This is a genomic window from Massilia eburnea (genome assembly GCF_050709955.1).
Lineage (GTDB): Bacteria > Pseudomonadota > Gammaproteobacteria > Burkholderiales > Burkholderiaceae_D > Rugamonas > Rugamonas eburnea_A.
Map to the genome: position 1 here is coordinate 15500 of NZ_JBNZFX010000013.1, position 24659 is coordinate 40158.

Annotated in this window: 25 protein-coding genes; 21 read left to right on the forward strand and 4 right to left on the reverse strand. The window is 61.3% G+C overall.

Annotation, left to right across the window (positions count from 1 at the left end; genetic code table 11):
• Positions 1–35 precede the first annotated feature (35 nt).
• Positions 36–1898, forward strand: coding sequence for a M6 family metalloprotease domain-containing protein (locus tag ACQ4MM_RS08870; RefSeq protein WP_431477020.1), 1863 nt, complete (start codon positions 36–38; stop codon positions 1896–1898).
• 5 nt (positions 1899–1903) lie between these two features.
• Here ACQ4MM_RS08870 and ACQ4MM_RS08875 read toward each other — a convergent pair whose 3' ends face one another.
• From ACQ4MM_RS08875 to ACQ4MM_RS08885, 3 genes are all read right to left on the reverse strand, one after another.
• The gene (locus ACQ4MM_RS08875; RefSeq protein ID WP_431477021.1) at positions 1904–2404 is read right to left on the reverse strand and encodes a hypothetical protein; all 501 of its coding nucleotides are present in this window, start codon (positions 2402–2404) and stop codon (positions 1904–1906) included.
• A gap of 61 nt (positions 2405–2465) precedes the next feature.
• Positions 2466–2666: a DUF4287 domain-containing protein gene (locus tag ACQ4MM_RS08880; RefSeq protein WP_431477022.1), complete on the reverse strand. Its 201-nt coding sequence runs from the start codon at positions 2664–2666 to the stop codon at positions 2466–2468.
• Between the two features lie 10 nt (positions 2667–2676).
• Positions 2677–3111, reverse strand: a complete 435-nt coding sequence (locus tag ACQ4MM_RS08885) for an SRPBCC family protein (RefSeq protein WP_431477023.1) — start codon at positions 3109–3111, stop codon at positions 2677–2679.
• A 325-nt stretch (positions 3112–3436) separates the two neighbouring features.
• Here ACQ4MM_RS08885 and rpsB point away from each other — a divergent pair, with 325 nt between their 5' ends.
• The 17 genes from rpsB to ACQ4MM_RS08970 all read left to right on the forward strand — a co-directional run bounded on the left by rpsB (position 3437) and on the right by ACQ4MM_RS08970 (position 20104).
• Positions 3437–4189, forward strand: coding sequence for a 30S ribosomal protein S2 (gene rpsB / locus ACQ4MM_RS08890; protein ID WP_055924250.1), 753 nt, complete (start codon positions 3437–3439; stop codon positions 4187–4189).
• Between the two features lie 145 nt (positions 4190–4334).
• Positions 4335–5249: a translation elongation factor Ts gene (tsf, locus tag ACQ4MM_RS08895; RefSeq protein ID WP_431477024.1), complete on the forward strand. Its 915-nt coding sequence runs from the start codon at positions 4335–4337 to the stop codon at positions 5247–5249.
• A gap of 161 nt (positions 5250–5410) precedes the next feature.
• Complete coding sequence (gene pyrH, locus ACQ4MM_RS08900) at positions 5411–6127, forward strand: UMP kinase (RefSeq protein ID WP_431477025.1); 717 nt, start codon at positions 5411–5413, stop codon at positions 6125–6127.
• 34 nt (positions 6128–6161) lie between these two features.
• Positions 6162–6722 (forward strand): ribosome recycling factor, encoded by a 561-nt coding sequence (gene frr / locus ACQ4MM_RS08905; protein WP_431477026.1) that lies wholly within the window; start codon positions 6162–6164, stop codon positions 6720–6722.
• Positions 6723–6787: 65 nt separating this feature from the next.
• Positions 6788–7537, forward strand: coding sequence for a polyprenyl diphosphate synthase (gene uppS, locus ACQ4MM_RS08910; RefSeq protein ID WP_431477027.1), 750 nt, complete (start codon positions 6788–6790; stop codon positions 7535–7537).
• 35 nt (positions 7538–7572) lie between these two features.
• Positions 7573–8409 carry a phosphatidate cytidylyltransferase gene (locus tag ACQ4MM_RS08915; protein ID WP_431477028.1) on the forward strand — a complete coding sequence of 279 codons (837 nt, stop codon included), beginning with the start codon at positions 7573–7575 and terminating at the stop codon, positions 8407–8409.
• Between the two features lie 8 nt (positions 8410–8417).
• Positions 8418–9590: a 1-deoxy-D-xylulose-5-phosphate reductoisomerase gene (gene ispC / locus ACQ4MM_RS08920; protein WP_431477029.1), complete on the forward strand. Its 1173-nt coding sequence runs from the start codon at positions 8418–8420 to the stop codon at positions 9588–9590.
• A 15-nt stretch (positions 9591–9605) separates the two neighbouring features.
• Positions 9606–10970 (forward strand): RIP metalloprotease RseP, encoded by a 1365-nt coding sequence (gene rseP, locus ACQ4MM_RS08925; RefSeq protein WP_431477030.1) that lies wholly within the window; start codon positions 9606–9608, stop codon positions 10968–10970.
• Positions 10971–10987: 17 nt separating this feature from the next.
• On the forward strand, positions 10988–13321 hold the full coding sequence (gene bamA, locus ACQ4MM_RS08930; protein ID WP_431477031.1) for an outer membrane protein assembly factor BamA: 2334 nt from the start codon (positions 10988–10990) through the stop codon (positions 13319–13321).
• A gap of 44 nt (positions 13322–13365) precedes the next feature.
• Positions 13366–13878 carry an OmpH family outer membrane protein gene (locus tag ACQ4MM_RS08935; protein WP_431477032.1) on the forward strand — a complete coding sequence of 171 codons (513 nt, stop codon included), beginning with the start codon at positions 13366–13368 and terminating at the stop codon, positions 13876–13878.
• A gap of 19 nt (positions 13879–13897) precedes the next feature.
• Positions 13898–14953, forward strand: coding sequence for a UDP-3-O-(3-hydroxymyristoyl)glucosamine N-acyltransferase (gene lpxD / locus ACQ4MM_RS08940; RefSeq protein WP_431477033.1), 1056 nt, complete (start codon positions 13898–13900; stop codon positions 14951–14953).
• The gene (fabZ, locus tag ACQ4MM_RS08945; protein WP_431477034.1) at positions 14950–15411 is read left to right on the forward strand and encodes a 3-hydroxyacyl-ACP dehydratase FabZ; all 462 of its coding nucleotides are present in this window, start codon (positions 14950–14952) and stop codon (positions 15409–15411) included. Before lpxD ends, fabZ begins: the two co-directional genes overlap by 4 nt.
• 5 nt (positions 15412–15416) lie before the next feature.
• Positions 15417–16208: an acyl-ACP--UDP-N-acetylglucosamine O-acyltransferase gene (gene lpxA, locus ACQ4MM_RS08950; RefSeq protein ID WP_431477035.1), complete on the forward strand. Its 792-nt coding sequence runs from the start codon at positions 15417–15419 to the stop codon at positions 16206–16208.
• Positions 16192–17346, forward strand: a complete 1155-nt coding sequence (gene lpxB, locus ACQ4MM_RS08955) for a lipid-A-disaccharide synthase (protein ID WP_431477036.1) — start codon at positions 16192–16194, stop codon at positions 17344–17346. The genes lpxA and lpxB overlap by 17 nt, the downstream gene beginning before the upstream one ends.
• Positions 17347–17478: 132 nt before the next feature.
• A complete protein-coding gene (gene rnhB / locus ACQ4MM_RS08960) occupies positions 17479–18096 on the forward strand; it encodes a ribonuclease HII (protein WP_431477037.1) in 618 nt (205 codons plus the stop codon).
• Positions 18093–18878: a TrmH family RNA methyltransferase gene (locus tag ACQ4MM_RS08965; protein ID WP_431477038.1), complete on the forward strand. Its 786-nt coding sequence runs from the start codon at positions 18093–18095 to the stop codon at positions 18876–18878. Before rnhB ends, ACQ4MM_RS08965 begins: the two co-directional genes overlap by 4 nt.
• 26 nt (positions 18879–18904) lie before the next feature.
• The gene (locus tag ACQ4MM_RS08970; protein WP_431477039.1) at positions 18905–20104 is read left to right on the forward strand and encodes an EAL domain-containing response regulator; all 1200 of its coding nucleotides are present in this window, start codon (positions 18905–18907) and stop codon (positions 20102–20104) included.
• An 8-nt stretch (positions 20105–20112) separates the two neighbouring features.
• Here ACQ4MM_RS08970 and ppsR read toward each other — a convergent pair whose 3' ends face one another.
• Positions 20113–20958: a posphoenolpyruvate synthetase regulatory kinase/phosphorylase PpsR gene (gene ppsR / locus ACQ4MM_RS08975; RefSeq protein WP_431477040.1), complete on the reverse strand. Its 846-nt coding sequence runs from the start codon at positions 20956–20958 to the stop codon at positions 20113–20115.
• Positions 20959–21177: 219 nt separating this feature from the next.
• Between ppsR and ppsA the strand changes: the two genes are divergently transcribed.
• The 3 genes from ppsA to ACQ4MM_RS08990 all read left to right on the forward strand — a co-directional run.
• On the forward strand, positions 21178–23538 hold the full coding sequence (gene ppsA, locus ACQ4MM_RS08980) for a phosphoenolpyruvate synthase (RefSeq protein WP_431477044.1): 2361 nt from the start codon (positions 21178–21180) through the stop codon (positions 23536–23538).
• A 75-nt stretch (positions 23539–23613) separates the two neighbouring features.
• On the forward strand, positions 23614–24033 hold the full coding sequence (locus tag ACQ4MM_RS08985) for an NfeD family protein (RefSeq protein WP_431477041.1): 420 nt from the start codon (positions 23614–23616) through the stop codon (positions 24031–24033).
• Positions 24034–24046: 13 nt separating this feature from the next.
• The coding region (locus tag ACQ4MM_RS08990) for an SPFH domain-containing protein (protein WP_431477042.1) at positions 24047–24659 on the forward strand (613 nt) is incomplete at its 3' end.

The window sequence follows — 24659 nt, forward strand, 5'->3', positions numbered from 1 at the left end:
GTGAAATGCGATTGAAAGTTGCAACTGCTGCGGTAATGTTACTCACCAGCCTGTTCGCGCAGGCTGGCCTTCCCTACAAAGACAGCATCTACGAGTTCAAGCAGCCGGGCGGCGACAAGCTGCGCGTGCACCTGGACGGTAACGATTACTACGCCGAACAGCGCACCGACGACGGCTCGCTGATTGTCTATGACGCAGCGAAGAAAGGCTTCTGCTACGCCACGGTGAATGCCGCCGGCGACGAGCTGGTGTCGACCGGCGTGCTGGCGACCAATGCCAAGGTGCGTAGCCTGGGCGGCACCGCCAAGAAGCAGGAAGGCCTGAGCCAGGACGCCCGTGCCCGCAAGGCGAAGGAAAAGTTCGAGAAGATGAATAACCGTTCGCTGGAGAGTGCCCGCAAGTCCGCGAGCATCGCAGCGAGCGCACCGCAGGCGCTGGCAGCGCCCGTGACAGGGCAGGTCAAAGGCCTGACCGTGATCATCGACTTCCCGGACGTGCCGGGCACGATCACGCAGGCGCAGGTCAATTCCTTCCTGAACGATATGCCGTACACCGGCTTCGGCAATGCGCAGTCGGTGCGTGGCTATTGGCAGTCCGTCTCGGGTGGCAAGCTGGATTACACCAATGCCACAACGGTCTACTACCGCGCCAAGAAGAACAAGGCATATTACGCCGATAGCAGCCTGGATTCCGGCGTGCGCTCGCAGGAGCTGATCTCGGAAGCGCTGAACTGGCTGGAGTACACCCAGGGCTTCAACTTCGCTTCCCTGAGCGTGGATGCCAACAAGCGCATTCGCGGCCTGAACTTCTTCTATTCGGACGGTGCGGACAGCGCCTGGTCGAAAGGCCTGTGGCCGCATATGGGCTGGCTGGGCAAGCAGTTCTGCGCGGACGGCGTCTGCACCGGCTACTACCAGATCACGAATATGGGCAACAGCCTGGCCATCGGCACCTTCTCGCACGAGACGGGCCACCTGGTAATGGGCTGGCCGGACCTGTACGACTATGACGGCAGCTCCGAAGGCTCGGCGGCCAGCTATTGCATCATGGGCTTCGGCAGCATTGGCGCGCAAAGCCAATACCGCCCGGTGCCGCCGAATGGCTTCTTCCGTTACCAGGTGGGTTGGGATACGGTGACCGAGCTCAATCCGGCGCTGAATGCCAGCGCACCGAAAGGACGCCTGAGCCACACTTCCGGTTCGCATAGCCTGTACCGCTGGACCAACCCGGCCAAGACGGACGAAGCGTTCTATGTGGAAGCGATCTACAAAGCCGACCAGAACCTGTACCAGCTCGGCTCAGGCCTGGCGGTGTGGCACGTCGACCCGGCCGGCAACAACTCCGACGAGTGGCACCCGTATGTGCAGATGGAGCACGCCGATGGCCGCCGCGATCCGGAGAACAACGCGAACCGTGGCGATGGCACCGACCTGTATGACGGCGCAATCTATAAGGCCTTCTACGATACCGTGCCGAACAACTACGCCAGCCACGGCACCAACTCGCGCTGGTGGAGTGGCAACGGCTCCAACTTCGGCCTGGCCAACATCAGTGCGGCCGCCAAGACGATTTCCTTCGATGTGGTGAAGGGCGATGGCTCTGCAGGCGGTGAAACTTATACCGGCTACCTGTCAGGCACCAATGCTTCCGCCATCCATCCATCGCCATACTTCCTGTACAACGGCGGCACGATCAAGGCCAACCTGGCCGGTCCATCGAATGCCGACTTTGAACTGAAGCTGGAGAAGTGGGATGGCAGCACGTGGGTGCAGGTTGCTTCGTCGACCAGCCCGACGTCGACCGAGGTGATCAGCTACGCCGCGGCCCTGGCCTACTATCGCATCACGGTGTACAGCTACAGCGGCTCCGGCAACTACACCCTGAGCGTCAGCAAGTAAGCCGCTCAGCGGACCCTGGCAGCTCGCTCCTCGGCGAGCTGCCGTTTTATTTCGCCGATATCGGCCTGCATTTTTATCTGGGCTGGAGATGCTTGCCTGCCAGATTCAAGCGCGGCCAGCACATTTTGCATCATGGCCGCGTTGAAAGCGGCAACCCCGAAGACGGTGCTGATAGTGGCCGCAATGCCGGTGGTGACGACAGCCCGTTTGACGCTCGCAACAGTTTCCTCGAACTGCGCCATGCGCCGATCAAGGTCCTTATGCCGTATCTCGTCGCGATCTCGCGCAGCGGCCTCACGATCTCGCGCAGCACCTTCGCGCTGTCGCGCAGCCGACTCGCGCTCTTCGGCACGAGCGGAATATGCCTCCATCGTCGCGCGAAACTCGGTAAGTTTCACGTCGTTGCGCGCCTCGGCAATAGCGGCGTTGGCGTCGACATACTGTTTGGTAGCTTGATCCATAAGTTCATCTTCGGCGGGCAGGGGAGTGAAGTCAACCAGGCTCATGAGGGCACCTCGATACGTTTCCCCATCGTGACCAAACCCCGGCCCACCGCTTGGACGCGAATCAAACTTTGCTGCTCTCAGCCTTGAAATGTGCCACGAGGGCGTTGGCGTGGCCGTGGCCCATGCCGTGGTCGGCCTTCAGCGCAGCCACCATATCCATGTGCTTGATGCCTTTCATGCCCTTCAGCAGCTTGAACCAATGCTCGACCGGCTTGCCGTATTTGGTTTCGATCGATGGGAAATACGAGGAGGGGGTTCCCATGGCCATCTCCTTATTGTTCAACCAGCAAAGCCAGCAGGGTCAGCGACTGTTGCCAGCCCAGGTAGCACTGTTCGGCAGGAATCACGGCCGGCACGCCTTCCTGGGTGATCTCGACTTCGGTGCCGCAGGAGACCGCGCGCAGGTTGATGGTGGTCTGCATCTGCCCCGGCAGGTTCGGATCGTCGAACACCGCCGTGTAACGGACTTTCTCGCCCGGATGCAGTTCCAGGTACTCGCCGCCGAAGGAATGGGTGAAGCCGGTGCCCAGGTCAACAAAGGACATCCGGTACTTGCCGCCGACACGGGCATCCATTTCATGCACTTCGCCCAGGTAGCCATTCGGCGGCAGCCATTTGTTGAAGGCCGAGGCAGTGGTCCATGCCTTGTAAATACGCTCAGGTGAAGCACGCAGTACACGGTGCAGTTTGATGGTATTTGTTGCCATTTCAATATCTCCAGGGTTGGGTGGGTTGGTACAGGCACGACGCGCCAGCACGTCCCGAATCGACACGATCGCGACAAAAAATACAGAATATTTCGGAATTCTTTGTATTTATTATCAAGTTTGCACTAAAATGCCGCCCGGCGCAGCGTGCGGAAGGCTGCAACACGCTTGCATGAGCCCCCTCCGATAAGCTAAAATTTATGGTTGCCCGACCTAGCGTCTTGCAATAGTAGTAAATTTTCTTATTTTATAAACCCGAATCCCCCCTACAAGGGTGCCCGCAAGGGTCACTGGGTGGATTCCAGACCAAACCCTGGAGTAAATAATGTCTGTAACGATGCGTGAAATGCTGGAAGCCGGCGTCCATTTCGGTCACCAAACCCGTTTCTGGAACCCAAAGATGGCTCCGTTCATCTTCGGCCACCGCAACAAGATTCACATCATCAACCTGGAAAAGACCCTGGCCATGTACCAGGACGCGATGAAAACCATCCGTCAAATCTCCGCTTCCCGTGGCACCATCATGATGGTTGGCACCAAGCGCCAGGCTCGCGACATCATCGCTGCTGAAGCTCAGCGCGCCGGTGTTCCGTTTGTTGACCAGCGTTGGCTGGGCGGCATGCTGACCAACTTCAAGACCATCAAGACCTCGATCAAGCGCCTGAAAGACATGGAAGCTTCGATCGAAGACGGTTCCGTCGAGAAGCTGTCGAAGAAAGAAGCACTGCTGTTCCGTCGCGAACTGGAAAAGCTGCAGAAATCCATCGGCGGTATCAAGGATATGGGCGGTGTTCCTGACGCAATCTTCGTGGTTGACGTTGGCTACCACAAAGGCGCGATCACCGAAGCCGCTAAGCTGGGCATCCCAGTGATCGGCGTGGTCGATACCAACCACTCCCCAGAAGGCGTGACCCACGTCATTCCTGGTAACGACGACTCCTCCAAAGCGATCACCCTGTACGCTCGCGGCGTAGCAGACGCGATCCTGGAAGGCCGTGCCAACGCTACCACTGAAGTCCTGGAATCCATCAAGACTGCAGCTGGCGACGAGTTCGTAGAAGTTAACGAGCAGGCTTAATTGCCTGGCCGTCGCAAGACGGCTTCAGCTTGAGAAAGGGGTGGCCCACCAGCTCCCCCTTTTTTTTAAACAGAATCACCCGGATGAGCTGGCTGCCTTTGGCGCCGCCCCGGAACAGAATCCCAATCGAATACAGGAGAAACACATGGCAGCAATTACTGCAGCAATGGTAGGCGAACTGCGCGCAAAAACCGACGCGCCAATGATGGAATGCAAAAAAGCGCTGACCGAAGCCGGCGGCGACATGGACAAAGCGGAAGAGCTGCTGCGCGTCAAGCTGGGCGGCAAGGCTGCCAAGGCTTCCGCCCGTATCACCGCTGAAGGCGTGGTGGCTTCCTACATCGCCGGCAACATCGGCGCCCTGGTGGAAGTGAACTCCGAAACCGACTTCGTCGCCAAGAACGACGACTTCCTGGCCCTGGCTGCCCTGGCTGCCAAACTGGCCGCCGAACAGAACCCGGCTGACGTTGCTGCCCTGCTGGCCCTGCCAGCTGGCAACGGCCAGACCCTGGACGAAGTGCGCGCTGCCCTGGTTGGCAAAATCGGCGAAAACATGTCGATCCGTCGCTTCCAGCGTTTCGAAACCACCGGCAAGCTGGCTTCCTACCTGCACGGCACCAAGATCGGCGTGATCGTCGAGTTCGACGGCGCCGACGAGCAAGTGGGTAAAGACGTGGCCATGCACATCGCTGCAATGAAGCCGGTCGCCCTGTCGTCCGAGCAGGTTCCTGCTGAACTGATCGCTAAAGAGCGCTCGGTGGCCCAGGCCAAGTCGGATGAAGACGCAGCTGCCGCACAAGCCGCCGGCAAGCCAGCCCAGCCAGCCGACATCGTTGCCAAGCGCATCGATGGCGCCGTTGCCAAGTACCTGAAAGAAGTGTCGCTGATGAACCAGGCTTTCGTGAAGAACGACAAGCAGTCCATCGAGCAGATGCTGAAAGCCGCTAACACCACCGTTAAGGGCTTCACCATGTACGTGGTTGGCGAAGGCATTGAAAAGAAAGTTGACGATTTCGCGGCGGAAGTCGCAGCCCAGATGGCTGCCTCCAAAGGCGCATAATCAAGAGAACGGGCCGCAAGGCCCGTTTTTTTAGCTGTACCCGGCCTGTTAAGTGTTTTTTAAGACTTGCAGGCTGCGATTTGAACGGTGGACAATGGCATTTCCGTTATCATTGCCGCCGAAGCCACACCGAACAGAACATTTAAAAGGAGCCCCAGCTCATGTCAAAACCAGCATTCAAGCGCGTCCTCCTGAAATTGTCCGGCGAAGCCCTGATGGGCGATGATCCGTACGGCATCAACCGCGGCACTATCGAGCGCATGGTGGCGGACGTCGCCGAGGTAGCAAAGCTGGGCGTTGAACTGGCGGTCGTCATTGGCGGCGGCAACATCTTCCGTGGCGTGGCGCCTGGCGCCCAGGGCATGGACCGTGCTACCGCCGACTACATGGGCATGCTGGCCACCGTGATGAACGCGCTGGCCCTGGCCGATGCGATGAAGCACGTGGGCGTGACCGCACGCGTGATGTCGGCCATCGGCATCGAACAGGTGGTCGAGCCTTACGTGCGCCCGAAAGCGCTGCAGTACCTGGAAGAAGGCAAGGTCGTCATCTTCGCCGCCGGCACCGGCAACCCGTTCTTCACCACCGACACCGCAGCGGCACTGCGCGGTTCGGAAGTGAGTGCGGAAATCGTGCTGAAGGCCACCAAGGTCGATGGCATCTACACCGCCGACCCGAAGAAGGATCCGCACGCCACCATGTACCACAAGATCAGCTTCGACGAAGCGATCGCCAAGCACCTGCAAGTCATGGATGCCACCGCCTTCGCGCTGTGCCGTGACCAGAAACTGCCGATCAAAGTATTCTCGATTACCAAGCCGGGCGCGTTGATGAACGTGATTATGGGCGAGGAAGAGGGTACACTGGTCCACGTTTAAAATATTTCAAGTTAAAGCAACAGGAGAGTAAGGAATGTCTACTGCTGACATTAAGAAGAACGCCCAGGACAAAATGGGCAAATCCCTGGAAACCCTTAGGGCCGATTTGGCCAAGGTGCGTACCGGCCGTGCCCACGTTGGCATCCTGGACCACGTGATGGTGGATTACTATGGCAACCCGACCCCGATCAACCAGGTCGCCAACCTGACCCTGGTCGACGCACGCACCATCGGCGTGGCCCCGTTCGAAAAGAAAATGGGCGCCGCCATCGAGAAAGCGATCCGCGATTCGGACCTCGGCCTGAATCCGGCCTCGCAGGGCGACATGATCCGCGTGCCGACCCCGCCGCTGAACGAAGAGCGCCGCAAGGAGATGGTCAAGCTGTGCAAGGGCGAGGGCGAAGATGCCAAGGTCGCCGTGCGCAACATCCGCCGCGACGCCAACGAAGGCTTGAAGAAGCTGGTGAAGGACAAGGCCATTTCGGAAGATGATGAACGCCGTGCAGTGGATGAAATCCAGAAGCTGACCGACAAGTTCATCGCCGACATCGACAAGACCGTCGCCGAAAAAGAGAAAGAAGTCCTGACCGTCTAAGGTCCCGAAGCCGGGGAGGATAGGGGTATTGCCCCTGCCTCCCCGGATTTTTAGTTTACGCACCTATGAAATATTCGAGTTCGACAACCGCAGTTCCTGATGCGCCAAAGGTGCCGCGCCACCTCGCGATCATCATGGATGGCAATGGGCGCTGGGCAACCAAGCGTTTCCTGCCGCGCGTGGCGGGCCACGTCAAAGGCGTGGAAGCGGTACGCACCGTGGTGGAAGCCTGCGCCGAGCGCGGCATCGAGTACCTGACCGTCTTTGCATTCAGCTCCGAGAACTGGCGCCGTCCGGAAGAGGAAGTCTCGCTGCTGATGAGACTCTTCGTGACCGCCCTCGAGCGTGAAGTGTCGAAGATGCATGCGAACAATATCCGCCTGAAGGTGGTGGGCGACCTGTCGCGCTTCGACCAGAAGCTGCAGGACATGATCGCCAATGCCGAGCGCAAGACCGCCAACAACACCCGCATGACCGTCACCGTGTGCGCCAACTATGGCGGGCGCTGGGATATCATGCAGGCAGTCGGCAAGATGGTGGCCGAGCATCCGGGTGCGACCGATTTCTCGGAAGAGCAACTGGCGCCGTACCTGTCGATGGCGTATGCCCCGGAACCGGACCTGTTCATCCGCACCGGCGGTGAAGAGCGCATCTCCAATTTCCTGTTATGGCAACTGGCTTACACGGAGCTGCATTTCACCGACATCTACTGGCCCGACTTCAATGCCGAACGCCTGGATGAGGCAATCGCCTCCTACCAGGGCCGCGAACGCCGCTTTGGCCGCACTGGCGACCAAGTGGCAAAGAAAAGCTAATCGAAGCTAACAAGAGCCAACAAGAGCAAATAACGATGCTGAAAACCCGCGTGATTACCGCCGTCCTGCTGCTGGCGGTATTGTTGCCTGTCCTGTTCTCCGGCTACCAGCCGGTGGTGAACGTCGTGGTGGCTGTGTTCTTCGCCGCCGCCGTATGGGAAGCCTTCCGCCTGTTCAAGAACCGCGCCGCGATTGTCGTGGCGGCGGCATGGACGGCGGCCTTTGTCTACACCTTCTTCTTCAATGCTGGTCTCGAACAGGCCAGGTTCTGGCTGGCCATCGGCGCCGCCATCTGGCTGATCCGCTTTGCTCCCTCGCTGAAACTGGGTTTGCCGCCAGCCGAAGGGATGGGCAACACCATGCTCAGCATGGTGTACGCGGTGACCCTGGTGGCCTGCTTCGTCGCTATCCTGCTGCTGTTCGCGCGCGGCCCGGTCTACCTGCTGTCGGTGATGGCCATTGTGTGGGCGGCCGACATCTTCGCCTACTTCTCGGGCAAGGCCTTCGGTAAGCATAAGCTGGCCCCCAGCATCTCCCCTGGCAAGTCGTGGGAAGGCGCGGTGGGCGGCATGATTGCCGTGCTGCTGCTGGCCAGCGCCACCGTGCTGCTGGCGCCATCGGTACCGCTGCTGCAGGAGACCTTTGCGGTGCGCCTGGCCGGCCGCATGGGCTGGGGCATCATGCTGGCCGTGCTGGTGCTGATCGTCGCCGCCTCCATTGTGGGCGACCTGTTCGAATCCATGCTCAAGCGCCGCTCCGGCATGAAGGACAGCAGCAACCTGCTGCCTGGCCATGGCGGCGTGCTTGACCGTATCGACGCGCTGGTGCCGGTGCTGCCCATCGCTGCGTTGATCACCCCAAGGCTGTTCTAAGGAATTCCATGCAACGCATTACCATTCTCGGCGCTACCGGCTCGATCGGCGTCTCCACGCTGGACGTCATTGCGCGCCATCCGGACCGCTACTCGGTCTACGCGCTGACCGCCCATAGCCGGGTCGAAGAACTGGCGGCACAGTGCATCCAGTTCCGCCCGGCGCGCGCCGTGGTGGGCAGCGCGGCCGCCGCCGGCCAGCTGGCCGCCTTGCTGGGTGCCGCCGGTTGCCGCACCGAAGTGGAGTGGGGCGAAGCTGCGCTGTGCTCCGTTTCCTGCGCCGCTGAAACGGATGCCGTGATGGCGGCCATCGTCGGCGCCGCCGGCCTGGCGCCGACCCTGGCAGCCGCCCGCGCCGGCAAGAAAGTCATGTTGGCCAACAAGGAAGCGCTGGTCATGTCCGGCCAGTTGTTCATGGACGCCGTGGCCGAAAGCGGCGCCGTGCTGCTGCCGATCGATTCCGAGCACAATGCGATCTTCCAGTGCCTGCCGCAAGCCTATGGCCGCGTCCCCGCAGCTGCCGGCGTCACCAAGATCCTGCTGACCGCTTCCGGCGGCCCGTTCCTGAAGCGCGACGTCGCCACGCTTGAGAACGTGACCCCGGACGAGGCTTGCAAGCACCCCAAATGGGTGATGGGCCGCAAGATTTCGGTCGACTCCGCGACCATGATGAACAAGGGCCTGGAAGTAATCGAAGCCCACTGGCTGTTCGGCGCTGCGGCCGAACAGATCGAAGTGGTGATCCATCCGCAATCGGTGATCCATTCGATGGTGTCCTACAACGACGGCTCCGTGCTGGCGGAGCTGGGCAATCCTGACATGCGCACCCCGATCGCCCATGCCCTGGCTTACCCCGAACGCGTCGCCTCCGGCGTGGCGCAGCTGGACCTGACCCAGGTCGGCACCCTGCAATTCGAAAAGCCCGATTTCAAGCGCTTCCCCTGCCTGGCCCTGGCCTTCGAGGCCTTGCGGGCAGGCGGCACCGCGCCGGCCCTGCTGAACGCGGCCAATGAGGTGGCGGTGCAAGCCTTCCTCGACCAGCGCATCGGCTTCCGCCGCATCGACCGCGTGATCGCCCAGGTCATGGAAGAATTGCCGCATGGCGCGGCCAGCAGCATCGAAGCCGTGATGGCGCAGGATGCGCTGGCACGGGCCGCAGCAGAACGGATTATCGCCGCATAAGCAGCTCAGAAGCCCATGGACACCTTCCGCACCATTCTCGCCACGATTGTCTGCCTTGGCTCCCTGATTATCATCCACGAACTGGGGCACTTCCTGGTGGCGCGCTGGTGCGGTGTCAAGGTGCTGCGTTTCTCGGTCGGCATGGGCCGCATCGTCTGGATGCGCAAGTTCGGCAAGGACCAGACCGAGTGGGCCCTGTCCGCCATCCCGCTGGGCGGCTACGTCAAGATGCTGGACGCGCGCGAAAGCGACGTGGCCGGCTTGCCGGCCGAAGACCTGGCCCGCGAATTCACCCGCCAGAAGGTCTGGAAGCGCATCGCCATCGTGGCCGCCGGCCCACTGGCCAACTTCCTGCTTGCTATCGCCTTGTACGCCGGCCTGTACATGTCCGGCGTGCGCGAGCCGACCGCGCGCATAGCGGAACCGGCGCAGGCCTCCGCCGCCGCTGCCGCCGGCCTGCACCGGGGCGACCTGGTCAAGTCCGTCAACGGCGATGCGGTGCAAGGCTGGTCCGAGCTGCGCTGGGCCGTCATCCAGTCTGCGATCCACAAAGAAGGCCTGAAGCTGGTGGTCGAACGCCCCGGCCACGGCGAGGTGCACGTTGCGCTGCCGGCCGAAGCGGCGGCCCATGTCAACCTGGAAGACGACGTGCCGGCCGTCATCGGCCTGGACCTGATGCGCCCTCCGCCGGTCATCGGCCGCATGGAGGAGGGCGGCGCTGCCCGTCGCGCCGGCATGCTGAAGGGCGACGTGATCCTGGCCGTGGACGGCCAGCCTATCGACGACGCCCGCGGCTTCGTGGCCGAAGTCCTGCGTTCCCCGGGCCGCAAGCTGGTAGTCACGGTGCTGCGCGGCGGCCGCCAGCAGCAACTGGAACTGACCCCGGACGCGGTGGAAGACAGGCAGGCGAACAGTAAAGGTCTTGTAACAGTCGGTAAGATCAAGGCCGAACTGGTGGGGGCGGTTGATACGATGGTGGTGCATTACGGCCCGCTGGAGGCAACTGCCAAAGCCGTGCGCCAGGTCAAGGAAATCTGCACGATGACCTTCAAGATCCTGGGCCGCATGATTGTCGGTGAAGTCTCCCTGAAGAATATTACCGGCCCGCTGACCATCGCCGAATATGCCGGGGAAACGGCGAAAATGGGCGCCGAGCCATTTATTGCCTTCGTCGCCTTTATCAGCGTGAGTCTTGGACTTATGAATTTGCTGCCAATTCCTGTTCTGGATGGGGGGCATTTGCTGTATTATTCGCTGGAAGTTTTGACAGGGCGCCCAGTGTCCGAGCGCTTTGGTGAAATGGCGCAGCGTATTGGACTGGGATTGCTGGTGTCATTAATGGCGCTGGCGATATTCAATGACCTGGCCCGGCTGCTTTAATTTTTTTCGATTTGCCGATGAAATTACACACTGATCGTATCGCTCCTCAATTCCGCCGCACCCTGGTCGGCGCTGCCGTCCTGGCCTTCTGCTCCGGCAGCGCAATCGCCGCCGAGTCGTTTGTCGTCAAGGACATCCGCGTCGAAGGCATCCAGCGTACCGAAGCCGGTACCGTGTTCAGCTACCTGCCAGTGCGCGTGGGCGAAACCTTCAGTGACGACAAATCCGTAGCCACCATCAAGGCCCTGTACGCCACCGGCATCTTCAAGGATGTGAAGCTGGAGCGCGACGGCAATGTGCTGGTGGTGATCGTGGAAGAGCGCCCGGCCATCGCCAAGGTGGACTTCAAAGGCACCCACGAGTTCGAGAAAGACATGCTGGTCAAGGCGCTGAAGGATATCGGCGTCGGCGAAGCCAAGACCTTCGACAAGGCATCGGTCGACCGCGCCGAGCAGGAATTGAAGCGCCAGTACCTTTCGCGCGGCCTGTACGGCGTGAAAATCACCACCACCGTAACCCCGATGGAGCGGAATCGCGTCAGCATCGACTTCGAGGTCGATGAAGGCGATGTGGCGCGCATCAAGCAGATCAATATCGTCGGCAACAAGGCTTTCGGCGACAAGGAGCTGAAAGAGCAGATCGCCCTGAATACCGGCGGCTGGTTCAGCTGGTACACCAAGTCCGACCAGTATTCCAAGACCAAGCTGAATGGCGATATCGAGACCCTGAAGTCCTGGTACCTGGATCACGGTTATATCGAGATGAACGTGGATTCGACCCAGGTCTCGATTACCCCGGACAAAAAAGACATCTACATCACCATCAATATTACCGAAGGTGAGAAGTACACCGTCTCCGACATCAAGTTCGAAGGCGAAATGTTCGGCCGCGAAGACGAACTGCGCCAGCTGGTGCTGCTGCAAAAGGGCAAGCTGTACTCCGGCAAGCTGCTGACCGGCACCAATAAGCTGATCACCGACCGCCTGGGCACCTTCGGTTTCGCCTTCGCCAACGTCAACGCCAACCCGGAAATCGACCAGGCCAAGCGCGAAGTCGCGTTCACCTTCTTCATCGATCCGGGCAAGCGCGCTTATGTGCGCCACGTGAATATCTCGGGCAATACCACCACCCGCGACGAAGTGATCCGCCGCGAGTTCCGCCAGTTCGAATCGAGCTGGTACGATGCTTCCAAGATCAAGCAATCGCGCGACCGCGTCGACCGCACCGGCTACTTCAAGGACGTGACCGTCGATACGCCGGAAGCGCAAGGCACCTCCGACCAGGTCGACATCAACCTGTCCGTGGTCGAGCGCCCGACCGGTAACTTCCAGATCGGCGGCGCGTTCTCGCAAGCCGAGAAGTTCACCTTCAACGCGGCGATCCAGCAGGCCAACTTCGCCGGCTCCGGCAACACCGTGGGCCTGGAACTGAATACGTCGAAGTACAGCCGTACCATCGCCTTCTCGCACACCAATCCATACTTCACGCCGGACGGCATTTCGCGCAGCTATGAGCTTTACCTGCGTACCTTCCGCCCGCCAGCGGTGAATACCGGCCTGTACACCATCAAGCAGACCGGCGGCCGCGTGAGCTTCGGCGTGCCGTTCTCCGAGCAGGACACCATCTTCTTCGGTATCGGCCTGGAAAAATCGAACGTCCAGACCGACGATTCGTCGCCGACCTACTTCAAGCAGTACGTGCGCGACCTGGGCGGCCCGGCCAATGGCGTCGGTTCCGTCAACGCGTACTCGGTGCCGCTGACCGCCGCCTGGGCGCGCGACAGCCGCGATTCCGCCATGACGCCGACCCTGGGTTATATGCAGCGCATCAACCTGGAACTGGATGCGATCGGCGAGTCGAAGTACTGGCGCGCAGTGTACGAGACCCAGTGGTACAAGCCGCTGACCAACAAGATCACCCTGGCGCTGAAAGGCGAGGTTGACTACGGCCGCGGCTTCGGCGGCAAGAACTACCCGGTCTTCAAGAACTTCTACGCCGGCGGCATCGGTTCGGTGCGCGGCTACCAGAGCTCCTCGCTGGGCGCGGTCGACCCGCGCACCAACGACACCCTGGGCGGTGCTTCGCGCCTGATCGGTAACGCCGAACTGCAGATGCCGTTCCCTGGCCAGGGCCAGGACCGTTCGCTGCGCTGGTTCGGTTTCCTCGATGGCGGCCAGGTCTATGCGGAACGCCAGAAGATGCGCTTGACCGAGCTGCGCTTCTCGGCCGGCCTGGGCTTGAGCTGGATTTCCCCGGTAGGCCCGCTGAAGTTGAGTTATGCTTTGCCTCTGAACGACAAACTGGGTGACCGCCTGGAACGCTTCCAGTTCCAGATGGGTACCGGTTTCTGATGCATTTAGTGCATCAAAGCAACTTATTTGGACGGAGAATCGAGTTGAAGACTGCAACCGCTACCCTGGGCAAGATCGCTGCCGTACTGGCGCTGGGCATGATGGCCTCGGCACCGGCGCTGGCGCAGTCCTCCCGGATTGCCTGGCTGAGCGCCGAGCGCATCTACAACGAATCGAAGCTGGCCAAGCTGGCCGACGGCAAATTGCGAGACGAGTTCTCCAGCCGCGAAAAAGGGTTGCAGGAACTGGCCATGCGCTCCAAGGCAGCCGCCGAAAAATGGGAAAAGGAAGGCTCTGCCAAGCCCGAGCCTGAACGCAGCAAGCTGCAGCGTGAAGCCTACGAGGCGGACCTGAACTTCCAGCGCCGCCAGCGCGAGTTCCGCGAAGACCTGAACCAGCGCACCAACGAGGAGCGTGCTGCGATCGCCGAAAAGGCGACGAAGATCATCAAGCAGCTTGCAACGACCGAAGGCTACGACATTGTCCTGCAGGACGCCGTGTGGGCCAGCCCGCGCATCGACATCACCAACAAGGTGCTGGAAGCGCTGGACAAATAACCGATAGATTGGATTTCAGATGGGCCTTCGACTAGGAGAACTGGTCGAGCGCCTGGGCGGCCAACTGGTGGGGGACCCGGAACTTTATGTTGCCGGGATCGCGCCGTTGACCGATGCAGGCGCTTCGCATATCAGCTTCCTCAGTAACAGCAAATTCCGCTCGCAAGCGGGGCAAAGCCAGGCGGCAGCCCTGATTGTCAGCGCCAATGACGATGCCACCGTGGCCGAGGCCTTTAAGGGTGCCCGCATCGTCGTCAAGAATCCCTATGTATACTTTGCCCGTGCCGCGCAGCTGTTTGAAGCGCAGACGGCGTACGTGCGCCCGGCCGGCGTGCACCCGACGGCATACGTCGATCCCGCGGCCAGCGTGGATGCAAGCGCCCATATCGGCCCCAAAGTGGTGGTGGAGGCGGGCGCCGTGATCGGCGCCGGCGTGGTGCTGGATGCCGGCTGCTACGTCGGCCGCGACGCCCAGGTGGGCGAGGGCAGCCACTTCTTTGCCAACGTGACCTTCCATTCGAAGTGCGTGATCGGCAAGCGCGGTATCATCCATTCGGGCGCCGTGATCGGGACCGACGGCTTCGGCTTTGCCAACGACGGCGGCGTCTACGTGCGCATTCCGCAGGTGGGCCGGGTGGTGATCGGCGACGATGTCGATATCGGCGCCAACACCACGGTGGACCGCGGCGCGCTTGCGGACACTATTATTGAAGACGGCGTGAAGCTGGACAACCAGATCCAGATCGGCCACAACTGCCATATCGGCGCACACACGGCGATGGCCGGCTGTGTCGGCGTGGCGGGCAGCGCAAAAATCGGCAAGTACTGCACCTTCGGCGGGGCGGCGATGATCCTGGGGCACCTGACGATTGCGGACCACGTCCATATTTCGTCTGGCAGCCTGGTATCGCGCTCGATCACCGAGCCGGGCCAGTACACGGGCTTTTACCCGTTGGCCAAGAACAGCGACTGGGAGAAGTCGGCTGCGATTGTCCGGAACTTGCCGGGCATGCGCGATAAAATGCGCGCGCTGGAAAAGACCATTAAAACTAAAACCGAAGACGAAGAATCATGACGACTACCGAAAACAAAACGATGGACATCTGCGAGATCAAGGCCTACCTGCCGCACCGCTACCCGCTGCTGCTGGTCGATCGCGTCATCTCGTATGAAGAGAACAAGTGCATCACCGCCATCAAGAACGTCACCGTGAACGAAGAGTTCTTCAACGGCCACTTCCCGCACAAGCCGGTGATGCCTGGCGTGCTGATGATCGAAGCGATGGCGCAGACCGCGGCCCTGCTGTCGTTCAAATCCATGGGTATCAAGCCGGACGAGAATTCGGTGGTGTACTTTGTCGGCATCGACAATGCGCGCTTCAAGCGCCCGGTTGGTCCTGGCGACCAGTTGAAGATGGACGTGGAAATCCTGCGCAACGCGCGCGGCATCTGGAAATACAAGGCGGTCGGCTCGGTCGACGGCCAGGTAGCGCTGGAAGCTGAGCTGATGTGCACCATCCGCTCCGTGGAGTAAACAGCATGGCGAACATCCACCCAAGCGCGATTGTCGACCCGAAGGCCGAACTGGCCGCCGGCGTCGAGATCGGCCCGTACACGATCATTGGCCCGAACGTGGTGATTGGCGAGAACACCGTGGTGGGTCCGCACGTCGTGATCGAGGGCCATACCACGATCGGCAAGAACAACAAGTTCTTCCAGTTCTCGTCCATCGGCGCCGCGCCGCAGGACAAGAAATGGAACGGCGAACCGACCCGCCTGGAAATCGGCGACGACAACACCATCCGCGAATTCTGCACTTTCAACGTCGGCACGGTGCAGGACAAGGGCGTGACCAGGCTGGGCAACAACAACTGGATCTCGGCCTATGTGCACCTGGCGCACGACTGTGTGGTCGGCAACAACACCATCTTCTCCAACAACGCCCAGATGGCGGGCCACGTGGAGATCGGCGACTGGGTGATCATGTCCGGCTTCGCCAACGTGCACCAGTTCTGCAAGATCGGCGCCCACGCTTTCGTCGGCATGAGCACCAGCCTGACCCAGGACGTGCCGCCTTTCGTACTGTTGAACGGCAATCCGGCAGCGGCCCACGGCGTCAATATCGAAGGCCTGAAACGGCGCGGCTTTACCCGCGAGCAGATCAATGCCATCCGCAACGCCTACAAGCTGCTGTACCGCTCCGGCCTGACGCTGGATGAAGCCAAGGCAGCGATGCTCGCAGCCGAAGCCGGCCTGCCTGAGGCTGACGTGGTCCACGCGCGCGCGATGCGCGAATTCCTCGATACGACCAGCCGTGGCATCGTCCGCTGAGGTATCGATCGCAGTGGTCGCCGGCGAACCGTCCGGCGACCTGCTGGCGGGCCGCCTGCTAGGCGGCCTACGCCCGCACCTGCCCGCAGCGCGCTTCCACGGCATTGGCGGCCCGGCCATGATGGAACATGGTTTCGAGTCGCAATGGCCGATCGAGAAGATGACCGTGCGCGGGCTGTTTGAAATCATTCCACGCTACCGCGAACTGAAAGGCATCCAGGACACGCTGCGCGACCAGTTGCTGGCCGAGCGGCCGGCCTGCTTCATCGGCGCCGACTATCCGGGCTTCAACCTGGGGCTGGAGGCGCAACTGCGCGACGCCGGGATCCCGACCGTGCATTACATCGGCCCGCAGATCTGGGCTTGGCGCGGTGGCCGCATCAAGAAAATCGTCAAGTCGGTGTCGCACATGCTGGTGATCTTCCCGTTCGAGGAAGAGATCTACCGCAAGGCCGGCGTGCCGGTCACCTACGTCGGCCACCCGCTGGCCGAAATGATCCCGCTGCAGCCCGACGAAGCGGCCGCGCGCCGGCAACTGGGCCTGGCGGAAGACGCCAACGTGGTCTGCGTCATGCCGGGCAGCCGCATGGCTGAACTGAAGTACAACACGGCCGCCTTCATCGGTGCTTGCAAGCTGCTGCTGCAGCGCGACAGCACGCTGAAATTCGTGGTGCCGATGGCGGGCGAAAAGCAGCGCAAGTATTTTCTGGAACTGATCGCCGAAGCCGGCCTGCAGGACGTCGAGCTGATGCTGCTGGATGGCCAGTCGCACATCGCCATCTGCGCCGCCGACGCCGTGCTGGTTGCCTCCGGCACCGCCTCGCTGGAAGTAGCCTTGTACAAGAAGCCGATGGTCATCGCCTACAAGATGATGGCGGCCTCCTGGCATATCATGCGGCATATGGGCTACCAGCCGTGGATCGGCTTGCCGAACATCCTGGCGCGCGAATTCCTGGTGCCGGAAATGCTGCAGAACGCGGCTACCGCCGGGACGCTGGCCGACGCCATGTGGAAACAACTGAGCGACGTACCGCACCGCCTGCGGCTGGCGCAGCGCTTCACCGACATGCATTACAGCCTGCTGCGAAACAGCGCCCAGGAAGGCGCCGCCGCAGTCCTTAAAATCATCAACCGATGAGCTCGTGTCACACCGTGGGGTCACACCCGAAGTGTGACACGGGCACAGCAGCACCTGCGGATCAGCCCGTGTCACACTCGGGGTGTGACCCCAAGGTGTGACACGAACTGGGCATTAGAAAGAATTTGAGCAATGGTCCAACAATCAGGTCTGTTTGACGACCTTCCTTACTCGCTTGACGAGGTCATCTGCGGCGTCGACGAGGCGGGCCGGGGGCCCTTGGCCGGCCCGGTGTTTGCCGCCGCCGTGATCCTGGACCGTAACCGTCCGATTGCGGGCCTGCGCGACTCGAAGAAACTCAACGAGGCACGCCGCGACGAACTGGCGCCGCTGATCCGCGAGCATGCCGTCGCCTGGGCCGTGGCCAAGGCTTCGGAAGAGGAAATCGACCGCCTGAACATCCTGCAGGCCAGCCTGCTTGCCATGAAGCGCGCGGTGTACGCGTTGCAAACCGTGCCGACCCTGGCCCTGATCGATGGCAACAAGTGCCCGGTGATGCGCATCCAGAGCATCGCCATTGTGGAAGGCGACGACAAGATCGAATCCATTTCGGCCGCTTCGATCCTGGCCAAGACCGCGCGCGACGCGGCCCTGGTCAAGCTGCACAGGAAATACCCGCAGTACGGCTTCGACCAGCATAAGGGCTATGGCACAGCGCTGCACCTGGAGCGCCTGCGCGAGCACGGCGCCTCGCCGGTGCACCGGCGCAGCTTTGCGCCGGTACGCGAAGTCCTGGAGCGCGACCTGTGAAGCACATTAGCTCGCGCGACAACGCGCAATACAAGGAACTGAGCAAGCTGGCCACCAACTCGCAGGCGCGCCGCAAAGCTGGCCGCAGCCTGCTCGATGGCGTGCACCTGTGTGAAACCTGGCTCGAGTTGCGCGGCCACCCGGAGCAAGCCATCGTGGCCGAAGGCGCGCTGCAGAACCCTGAGGTGGCGGCCATCATCGCCCGCCTGGAGTCCGAGCACGCCCACGTCCTGTGCCTGACCGACCAGCTTTACCACGCTGTCAGCCAGGTGGAACATGGCGTCGGCCTGATGTTCCTGATCGCCACCCCGCAGAAAGAGGTGCCGCAGGCCCTGCGCGCCAACGCAGTCCTGCTGGATAACGTGCAGGATCCGGGCAACGTCGGTTCCATCCTGCGCAGCGCCGCCGCAGCAGGCGTGAAGGAAGTGTATTGCGCCCCGGGCACCGCCTTCTGCTGGTCGCCGAAAGTACTGCGCGCCGCCATGGGCGCGCACTTTGTGCTGGACATCTACGAGAACGTCGACCTGCCGCAGCTGGTGCAGCAGGCCGGGATCGCCACCCTGGCCACCAGTGGCTATGCGGCCGAGCAGCTGTACCAGCTTGACCTGAAGCGCCCGGTGGCCTGGATCTTCGGCCACGAAGGGCAGGGCGTGTCCGATTCGCTTTTAAGCAACGCCACTCACCGCGTCATCGTGCCGCACCTGGGCAAAGTCGAATCGCTGAACGTTGCTGCGTGCGCGGCAGTATGCTTTTTCGAACAAGTAAGGCAGAATCTGACTTAGTAAAACTAACCATGTCGGATGGCGTTATGGAAATTGCAAACTTGCACTTCCTGGTCGCCGAGGGCGAACCCGTCCAGCGTGAGCTATTGGTTGGCATGCTGCGCCACCTGGGCGCCCAGCACGTCACCGCTGCATCCGACGGCGTGGGCGCACTGCGCATGCTGGAAATCGGCCTCAATCCGCCCGCCAACATTGCCTTGATGGACCTGACGCTGCCCGGCATGGACGGCCTGGAGGTGATTCGCCGCCTGGCTGAAATCGACTGCCGGGCCGGCATTATCATCCTGGCCGCCGAAAGCGCCGACGTGCTGTTTGCAGTCGAGACCATGGCCGAAGCCTACGGCCTTGATGTACTGGGCAGTTCGGCCAAGCCGATGACCTCGGCCCGGCTGCAGGAACTGGTTGCCAACTACAGGGAGCCCTGCACCGAACCGGACCCCGGCCCGGCACACCCGGATTTCAGCTTTGCCGAAGTAGAGCGCGGCCTGCAAGGGCGCGAATTCGGTCCTTATTTCCAGCCCAAGATCGAACTGGCGACCGGTGCCGTCACCGGACTCGAAATGTTCGCCCGCTGGCACCATCCGGAGTATGGCGTGCTGGGGCCTTCGGCCTTCGTACCGGTACTGGGAAGCGTGCGGCGCGTCGATTTCCTCGACTGGTGCATGATAGAGAAGTCGGTGGCGGCCTGCCGCAGCCTGCACGACAAGGGCATCCCGATTTCGTTCTCGTTCAATGTCGACCCGAGCACGCTGGCGCACCCGCAGTTCATCGCCCAGATGACAGCCTGTCTCGAGCGTCAGCGCGTCCTGTCCGATTATGTCGCGTTCGAGATCACGGAAGCGTCGGTGCTGACCAGCAACCCGCACTTCCTGGAACGCCTGCTGCGCTTGCGCATGATGGGATTCGGCCTGGCGATCGACGATTACGGCACCGGGCGCTCCAACCTGCAGCTATTGGCCGCCATCCCGTTCTCGGAACTGAAAATCGATCCCAGCTTCGTGGATGGCGCCTCGCGCAAGCGCCCCATCGGCACCGTACTGAAATCCTTCCTCGGGCTGGCGCGCAGCCTGTCGCGCGATGCTTGCGCGGTGGGCGTCGAAACCAGGGCCGATTGGGACTTCCTGCAAGGCCTGGGCTGCACCTACGCCCAGGGCTTTTACATTGCCAACCCGATGCCGGTGGACGACGTTCCGGGCTGGCTGCACGACTGGAAAAGCTTCTTCTGACCGAGCGCTCAGTAAACCGAACGGTTCGGTTTGATTTCCTGCAAGATGGTGGTCGAAATCTCTTCGATCGACTTGGTGGTGGACGACAGCCAGCGGATGCCTTCGCGCCGCATCATGGCTTCCGCCTCGTTGACTTCATAGCGGCAGTTTTCCAGCGAAGCGTACTTGGAGCCGGCGCGGCGCTCGTTGCGGATCTCCGACAGGCGCTGCGGCTCGATGCTCAGGCCGAAAATCTTCGACTTATAGGCATACAGCGCAGAAGGCAGCTTGCCGCGCTCGAAATCGTCCGGAATCAGCGGGTAATTAGCCGCTTTGACACCATATTGCATCGCCAGATACAGCGAAGTCGGGGTTTTGCCGGAGCGCGACACGCCGACCAGGATCACGTCCGCCGACGACAGGTTCTTGTTGGATTGGCCATCATCGTGCGCCAGCGAGAAATTGATCGCCTCGATACGGTTCTTGTACTCCTCGCTATCGACCACATTGTGGGAGCGGCCGATGGTGTGGGTCGACTTGACGCCCAGTTCCTGCTCCAGCGGCGCCACAAAGGTCTGGATCAAATCCATGTGCATGGCATTGGCGCGCTGGATGACATCCGACAGCTCCGCCTTCACCAGGGTAGAAAAGACGATCGGCTTGGTGCCATCCTCGGCCGCAACCTCGTTAATTTTGCGCACTGCATCATGGGCCTTGTCGCAGGTATCGATGAAGGGCAGGCGCACCTGGCGGAAGCGCAGGTCGAACTGGGTCAGCACCGAATGGCCGAAAGTTTCGGCGGTGATGCCAGTGCCGTCAGAGACAAAAAAGACGGTGCGGCTCGAAGCCGGCAATAAACGTTGATCTTGTGGCATCAAAAGAGCTTTTCCCGTGGATGAATCGTCAATTTGCTGCGCAGGCTGTAAAATGCTTGCCAACGGTAAGATTGTGCTGCACGGCGCCAAGAATGACAAGAACGATGCCGAGCGCACCTGCGTAAAGATTTTTATCATCAAAAAGGTGTCTTTATGACTAACGCAGCATTGAAGGAGCAATCCGACGGGGTATACGTTGCCTCGTTCGAGACTTTGCGCATGACGGATGTCGAATCCGTCGGCGGCAAGAACGCCTCGCTGGGGGAGATGATCTCCCAATTGGCCGGTGCCGGTGTGCGGGTGCCTGGCGGCTTCGCGACCACCGCCCAAGCCTTCCGCGACTTCCTGTCGCACAGCGTTGACGGTGGCCCATCGCTGGCCAAGCGCATCGCCGACCGCCTTGAACACCTGGACGTCGACGACGTCCGCGCCCTGGCAGCATCGGGCGCTGAAATCCGCGAATGGATCATCGACACCCCATTCCAGCCGCGCCTGGAAGCCGATATCCGCGCTTTCTACGACCGCCTGGTTGCCGATTCCAGCACCGAAGTGTCGTTTGCCGTGCGCTCCTCCGCCACCGCGGAAGACCTGCCTGACGCATCCTTCGCGGGCCAGCAGGAATCCTTCCTGAACGTGGTCGGCATCGACAACGTGCTGGAAGCCATGAAGCACGTGTTTGCATCCCTGTACAACGACCGCGCGATTTCCTACCGCGTGCACAAGGGCTTTACCCACGCTGAAGTGGCGCTGTCGGCCGGCGTTCAGCGCATGGTGCGTTCCGACACGGGCGCATCGGGCGTGATGTTCACCATCGATACCGAATCGGGCTTCAAGGACGTGGTCTTCATCACCTCCTCGTACGGCCTGGGCGAAACCGTGGTGCAGGGCGCCGTGAACCCGGACGAATTCTACGTGCACAAGCCGATGCTGGAGCAGGGCAAGTCCGCCGTGATCCGCCGTAACATCGGCTCCAAGCTGATCAAGATGGAATTCACCAACGAAGCCAAGGCTGGCCGTTCCGTGAAGACCGTCGACGTACCGATCGAAATGCGCAACCGCTACTCGCTGGTCGACGCCGAGATCGTCGAGCTGGCCAAGTACGCCATGATCATCGAGAAGCACTACGGTCGTCCAATGGACATCGAATGGGGCAAAGATGGCCGCGACGGCAAGCTGTACATCCTGCAGGCGCGTCCTGAAACCGTGAAATCGCAGCAGAAAGCCACCGATTCGCAGCAGCGCTTCAAGCTGAAGTCGAGCGGCACCGTGCTGACCTCCGGCCGTGCCATCGGCCAGAAGATCGGCGCCGGCCCTGTGCGCGTGATCAGCGATCCAAGCGAAATGGAACGCGTGCAGCCGGGCGACGTGCTGGTGGCCGACATGACCGACCCTAACTGGGAACCGGTGATGAAGCGCGCTTCGGCAATCGTCACCAACCGCGGCGGCCGCACCTGCCACGCAGCGATCATCGCGCGTGAACTGGGCGTACCGGCAGTTGTCGGCTGCGGCGACGCGACCGACGTGCTGAAAGACGGTAACTTCGTGACCGTGTCCTGCGCCGAAGGCGACGAAGGCAAGATCTACGACGGCCTGCTGGAAACCGAAATTTCCGAAGTGTCGCGCGGCGAACTGCCTCCGATCAAGACCAAGATCATGCTGAACGTGGGTAACCCGCAATTGGCCTTCGACTTCCAGTCGGTGCCGAACAACGGCGTGGGCCTGGCCCGCCTGGAGTTCATCATCAATAACAATATTGGTGTGCACCCGAAAGCGATCCTGGAATACCCGAACATCGACGCCGACCTGAAGAAGGCGGTGGAATCGGTGGCTCGCGGCCACGCTTCGCCGAAACAGTTCTACATCGACAAGCTGGCCGAAGGCATCGCCACCATCGCTGCGGCCTTCTGGCCGAAGAAAGTGATCGTGCGCCTGTCCGACTTCAAGTCCAACGAGTACAAGAAGCTGATCGGCGGTTCGCGCTACGAGCCGGACGAAGAGAACCCGATGCTGGGCTTCCGCGGCGCTGCGCGCTACCTGTCCGAGGATTTCGCCGCCGCATTCGAAATGGAATGCGTCGCGATGAAGCGCGTGCGTGAGGAAATGGGCCTGACCAACGTCGAAATCATGGTGCCGTTCGTACGCACCCTGGGCCAGGCGGAAAAGGTTGTCGGCCTGCTGGCCAAGAACGGCCTGAAACGCGGCGAGAACGGCCTGCGCGTCATCATGATGTGCGAAGTGCCTTCCAACGCCGTGCTGGCGGAGCAGTTCCTGCAGCACTTTGACGGCTTCTCGATCGGCTCCAACGACCTGACCCAGCTGACCCTGGGCCTGGACCGCGACTCCGGCATGGAGCTGCTGGCAGCCGACTTCGATGAACGCGATCCTGCGGTACGTGCGCTGCTGGGCATGGCCATTTCGGCCTGTATCAAGCTGAACAAGTACATCGGTATCTGCGGCCAGGGTCCTTCCGACCATCCTGACCTGGCCATCTGGCTGGTGGAGCAGGGGATCGAGACCATGTCCCTGAATCCGGACTCGGTCATCGACACTTGGCAGAAGCTGGCAGAAATGCAACAATAAACCAACGATAAGCCTCGTTGCTCAAACCCCCGTGGCCTTGTTGGCGACGGGGGTTTTTTACTTTTGGAGAATGAGATGGCTGACTGGATGTTGTGGGCGATTGGCGCGGGCGTGCTGGTCACCCTCGAGCTGTTTAGCGGCACGTTCTACCTGCTGATGATAGCCATCGGCATGGGGGCGGGCGCCCTGACTTCGCTGGCACGCGTCGATATGCCGGGCCAGATGCTGGTGGCGGCCATCGTGGCTGCAATTGCGACGCTGCTGCTGCGCCGCAGCCGTTTTGGCAAGAGCACGCAACCGCCGGCGCAAGCCAACCCGGACGTCAACCTGGACATCGGCCAGAGCGTCAACGTGCCGGCCTGGCAGGACGGCGTAGCGCGCGTGATGTACCGCGGCGCCATGTGGGATGTCGAACTGGCGCCGGGCGAAGCCGCGGCTCCGGGCGTATTCAAGATTCGCGAAATTCGCGGTAGCCGGCTGATCGTCGGCGCATAACAAGGAGAAGTGAATGGAAATCAGTTTTGGCACAGTCACGCTGGTCATTTTTATCGTCGCGCTGGTCTTCGTATTCAAGACCATCAACGTGGTGCCGCAACAGCACGCATGGGTGGTGGAACGGCTTGGCAAATACCACGCCACGCTGGGGCCTGGCCTGAACATCGTGGTTCCGTTCATCGACCGCATCGCCTACAAGCACGTGCTGAAAGAGATCCCGCTCGACGTGCCGTCGCAGGTCTGCATCACCAAGGACAACACGCAGTTGCAGGTGGACGGCATCCTGTACTTCCAGGTGACCGATGCGATGCGCGCCTCCTACGGCTCGACCAACTACGTCGCCGCGATCACGCAGTTGGCGCAGACCACCTTGCGATCGGTGATCGGCCGCATGGAGCTCGACAAGACCTTCGAAGAGCGCGACCACATCAACACCACGGTAGTGAACGCGATCGACGAATCGGCCGCCAACTGGGGCGTGAAGGTGCTGCGCTACGAGATCAAGGACCTGACGCCGCCGCAGGAAATCCTGCACGCCATGCAGGCCCAGATCACGGCCGAACGCGGCAAGCGCGCGCTGATTGCCGCCTCCGAAGGCCGCAAGCAGGAGCAGATCAATATCGCAA

Bases quoted from the DNA above. Each gene is read 5' to 3' on its own strand.
- ACQ4MM_RS08870 (WP_431477020.1), top strand. From the start codon at position 36: ATGTTACTCACCAGCCTGTTCGCGCAGGCTGGCCTTCCCTACAAAGAC.
- ACQ4MM_RS08875 (WP_431477021.1), bottom strand. From the start codon at position 2,404: ATGAGCCTGGTTGACTTCACTCCCCTGCCCGCCGAAGATGAACTTATG.
- ACQ4MM_RS08880 (WP_431477022.1), bottom strand. From the start codon at position 2,666: ATGGGAACCCCCTCCTCGTATTTCCCATCGATCGAAACCAAATACGGC.
- ACQ4MM_RS08885 (WP_431477023.1), bottom strand. From the start codon at position 3,111: ATGGCAACAAATACCATCAAACTGCACCGTGTACTGCGTGCTTCACCT.
- rpsB (WP_055924250.1), top strand. From the start codon at position 3,437: ATGTCTGTAACGATGCGTGAAATGCTGGAAGCCGGCGTCCATTTCGGT.
- tsf (WP_431477024.1), top strand. From the start codon at position 4,335: ATGGCAGCAATTACTGCAGCAATGGTAGGCGAACTGCGCGCAAAAACC.
- pyrH (WP_431477025.1), top strand. From the start codon at position 5,411: ATGTCAAAACCAGCATTCAAGCGCGTCCTCCTGAAATTGTCCGGCGAA.
- frr (WP_431477026.1), top strand. From the start codon at position 6,162: ATGTCTACTGCTGACATTAAGAAGAACGCCCAGGACAAAATGGGCAAA.
- uppS (WP_431477027.1), top strand. From the start codon at position 6,788: ATGAAATATTCGAGTTCGACAACCGCAGTTCCTGATGCGCCAAAGGTG.
- ACQ4MM_RS08915 (WP_431477028.1), top strand. From the start codon at position 7,573: ATGCTGAAAACCCGCGTGATTACCGCCGTCCTGCTGCTGGCGGTATTG.
- ispC (WP_431477029.1), top strand. From the start codon at position 8,418: ATGCAACGCATTACCATTCTCGGCGCTACCGGCTCGATCGGCGTCTCC.
- rseP (WP_431477030.1), top strand. From the start codon at position 9,606: ATGGACACCTTCCGCACCATTCTCGCCACGATTGTCTGCCTTGGCTCC.
- bamA (WP_431477031.1), top strand. From the start codon at position 10,988: ATGAAATTACACACTGATCGTATCGCTCCTCAATTCCGCCGCACCCTG.
- lpxD (WP_431477033.1), top strand. From the start codon at position 13,898: ATGGGCCTTCGACTAGGAGAACTGGTCGAGCGCCTGGGCGGCCAACTG.
- fabZ (WP_431477034.1), top strand. From the start codon at position 14,950: ATGACGACTACCGAAAACAAAACGATGGACATCTGCGAGATCAAGGCC.
- lpxA (WP_431477035.1), top strand. From the start codon at position 15,417: ATGGCGAACATCCACCCAAGCGCGATTGTCGACCCGAAGGCCGAACTG.
- rnhB (WP_431477037.1), top strand. From the start codon at position 17,479: ATGGTCCAACAATCAGGTCTGTTTGACGACCTTCCTTACTCGCTTGAC.
- ACQ4MM_RS08970 (WP_431477039.1), top strand. From the start codon at position 18,905: ATGGAAATTGCAAACTTGCACTTCCTGGTCGCCGAGGGCGAACCCGTC.
- ppsR (WP_431477040.1), bottom strand. From the start codon at position 20,958: ATGCCACAAGATCAACGTTTATTGCCGGCTTCGAGCCGCACCGTCTTT.
- ppsA (WP_431477044.1), top strand. From the start codon at position 21,178: ATGACGGATGTCGAATCCGTCGGCGGCAAGAACGCCTCGCTGGGGGAG.
- ACQ4MM_RS08985 (WP_431477041.1), top strand. From the start codon at position 23,614: ATGGCTGACTGGATGTTGTGGGCGATTGGCGCGGGCGTGCTGGTCACC.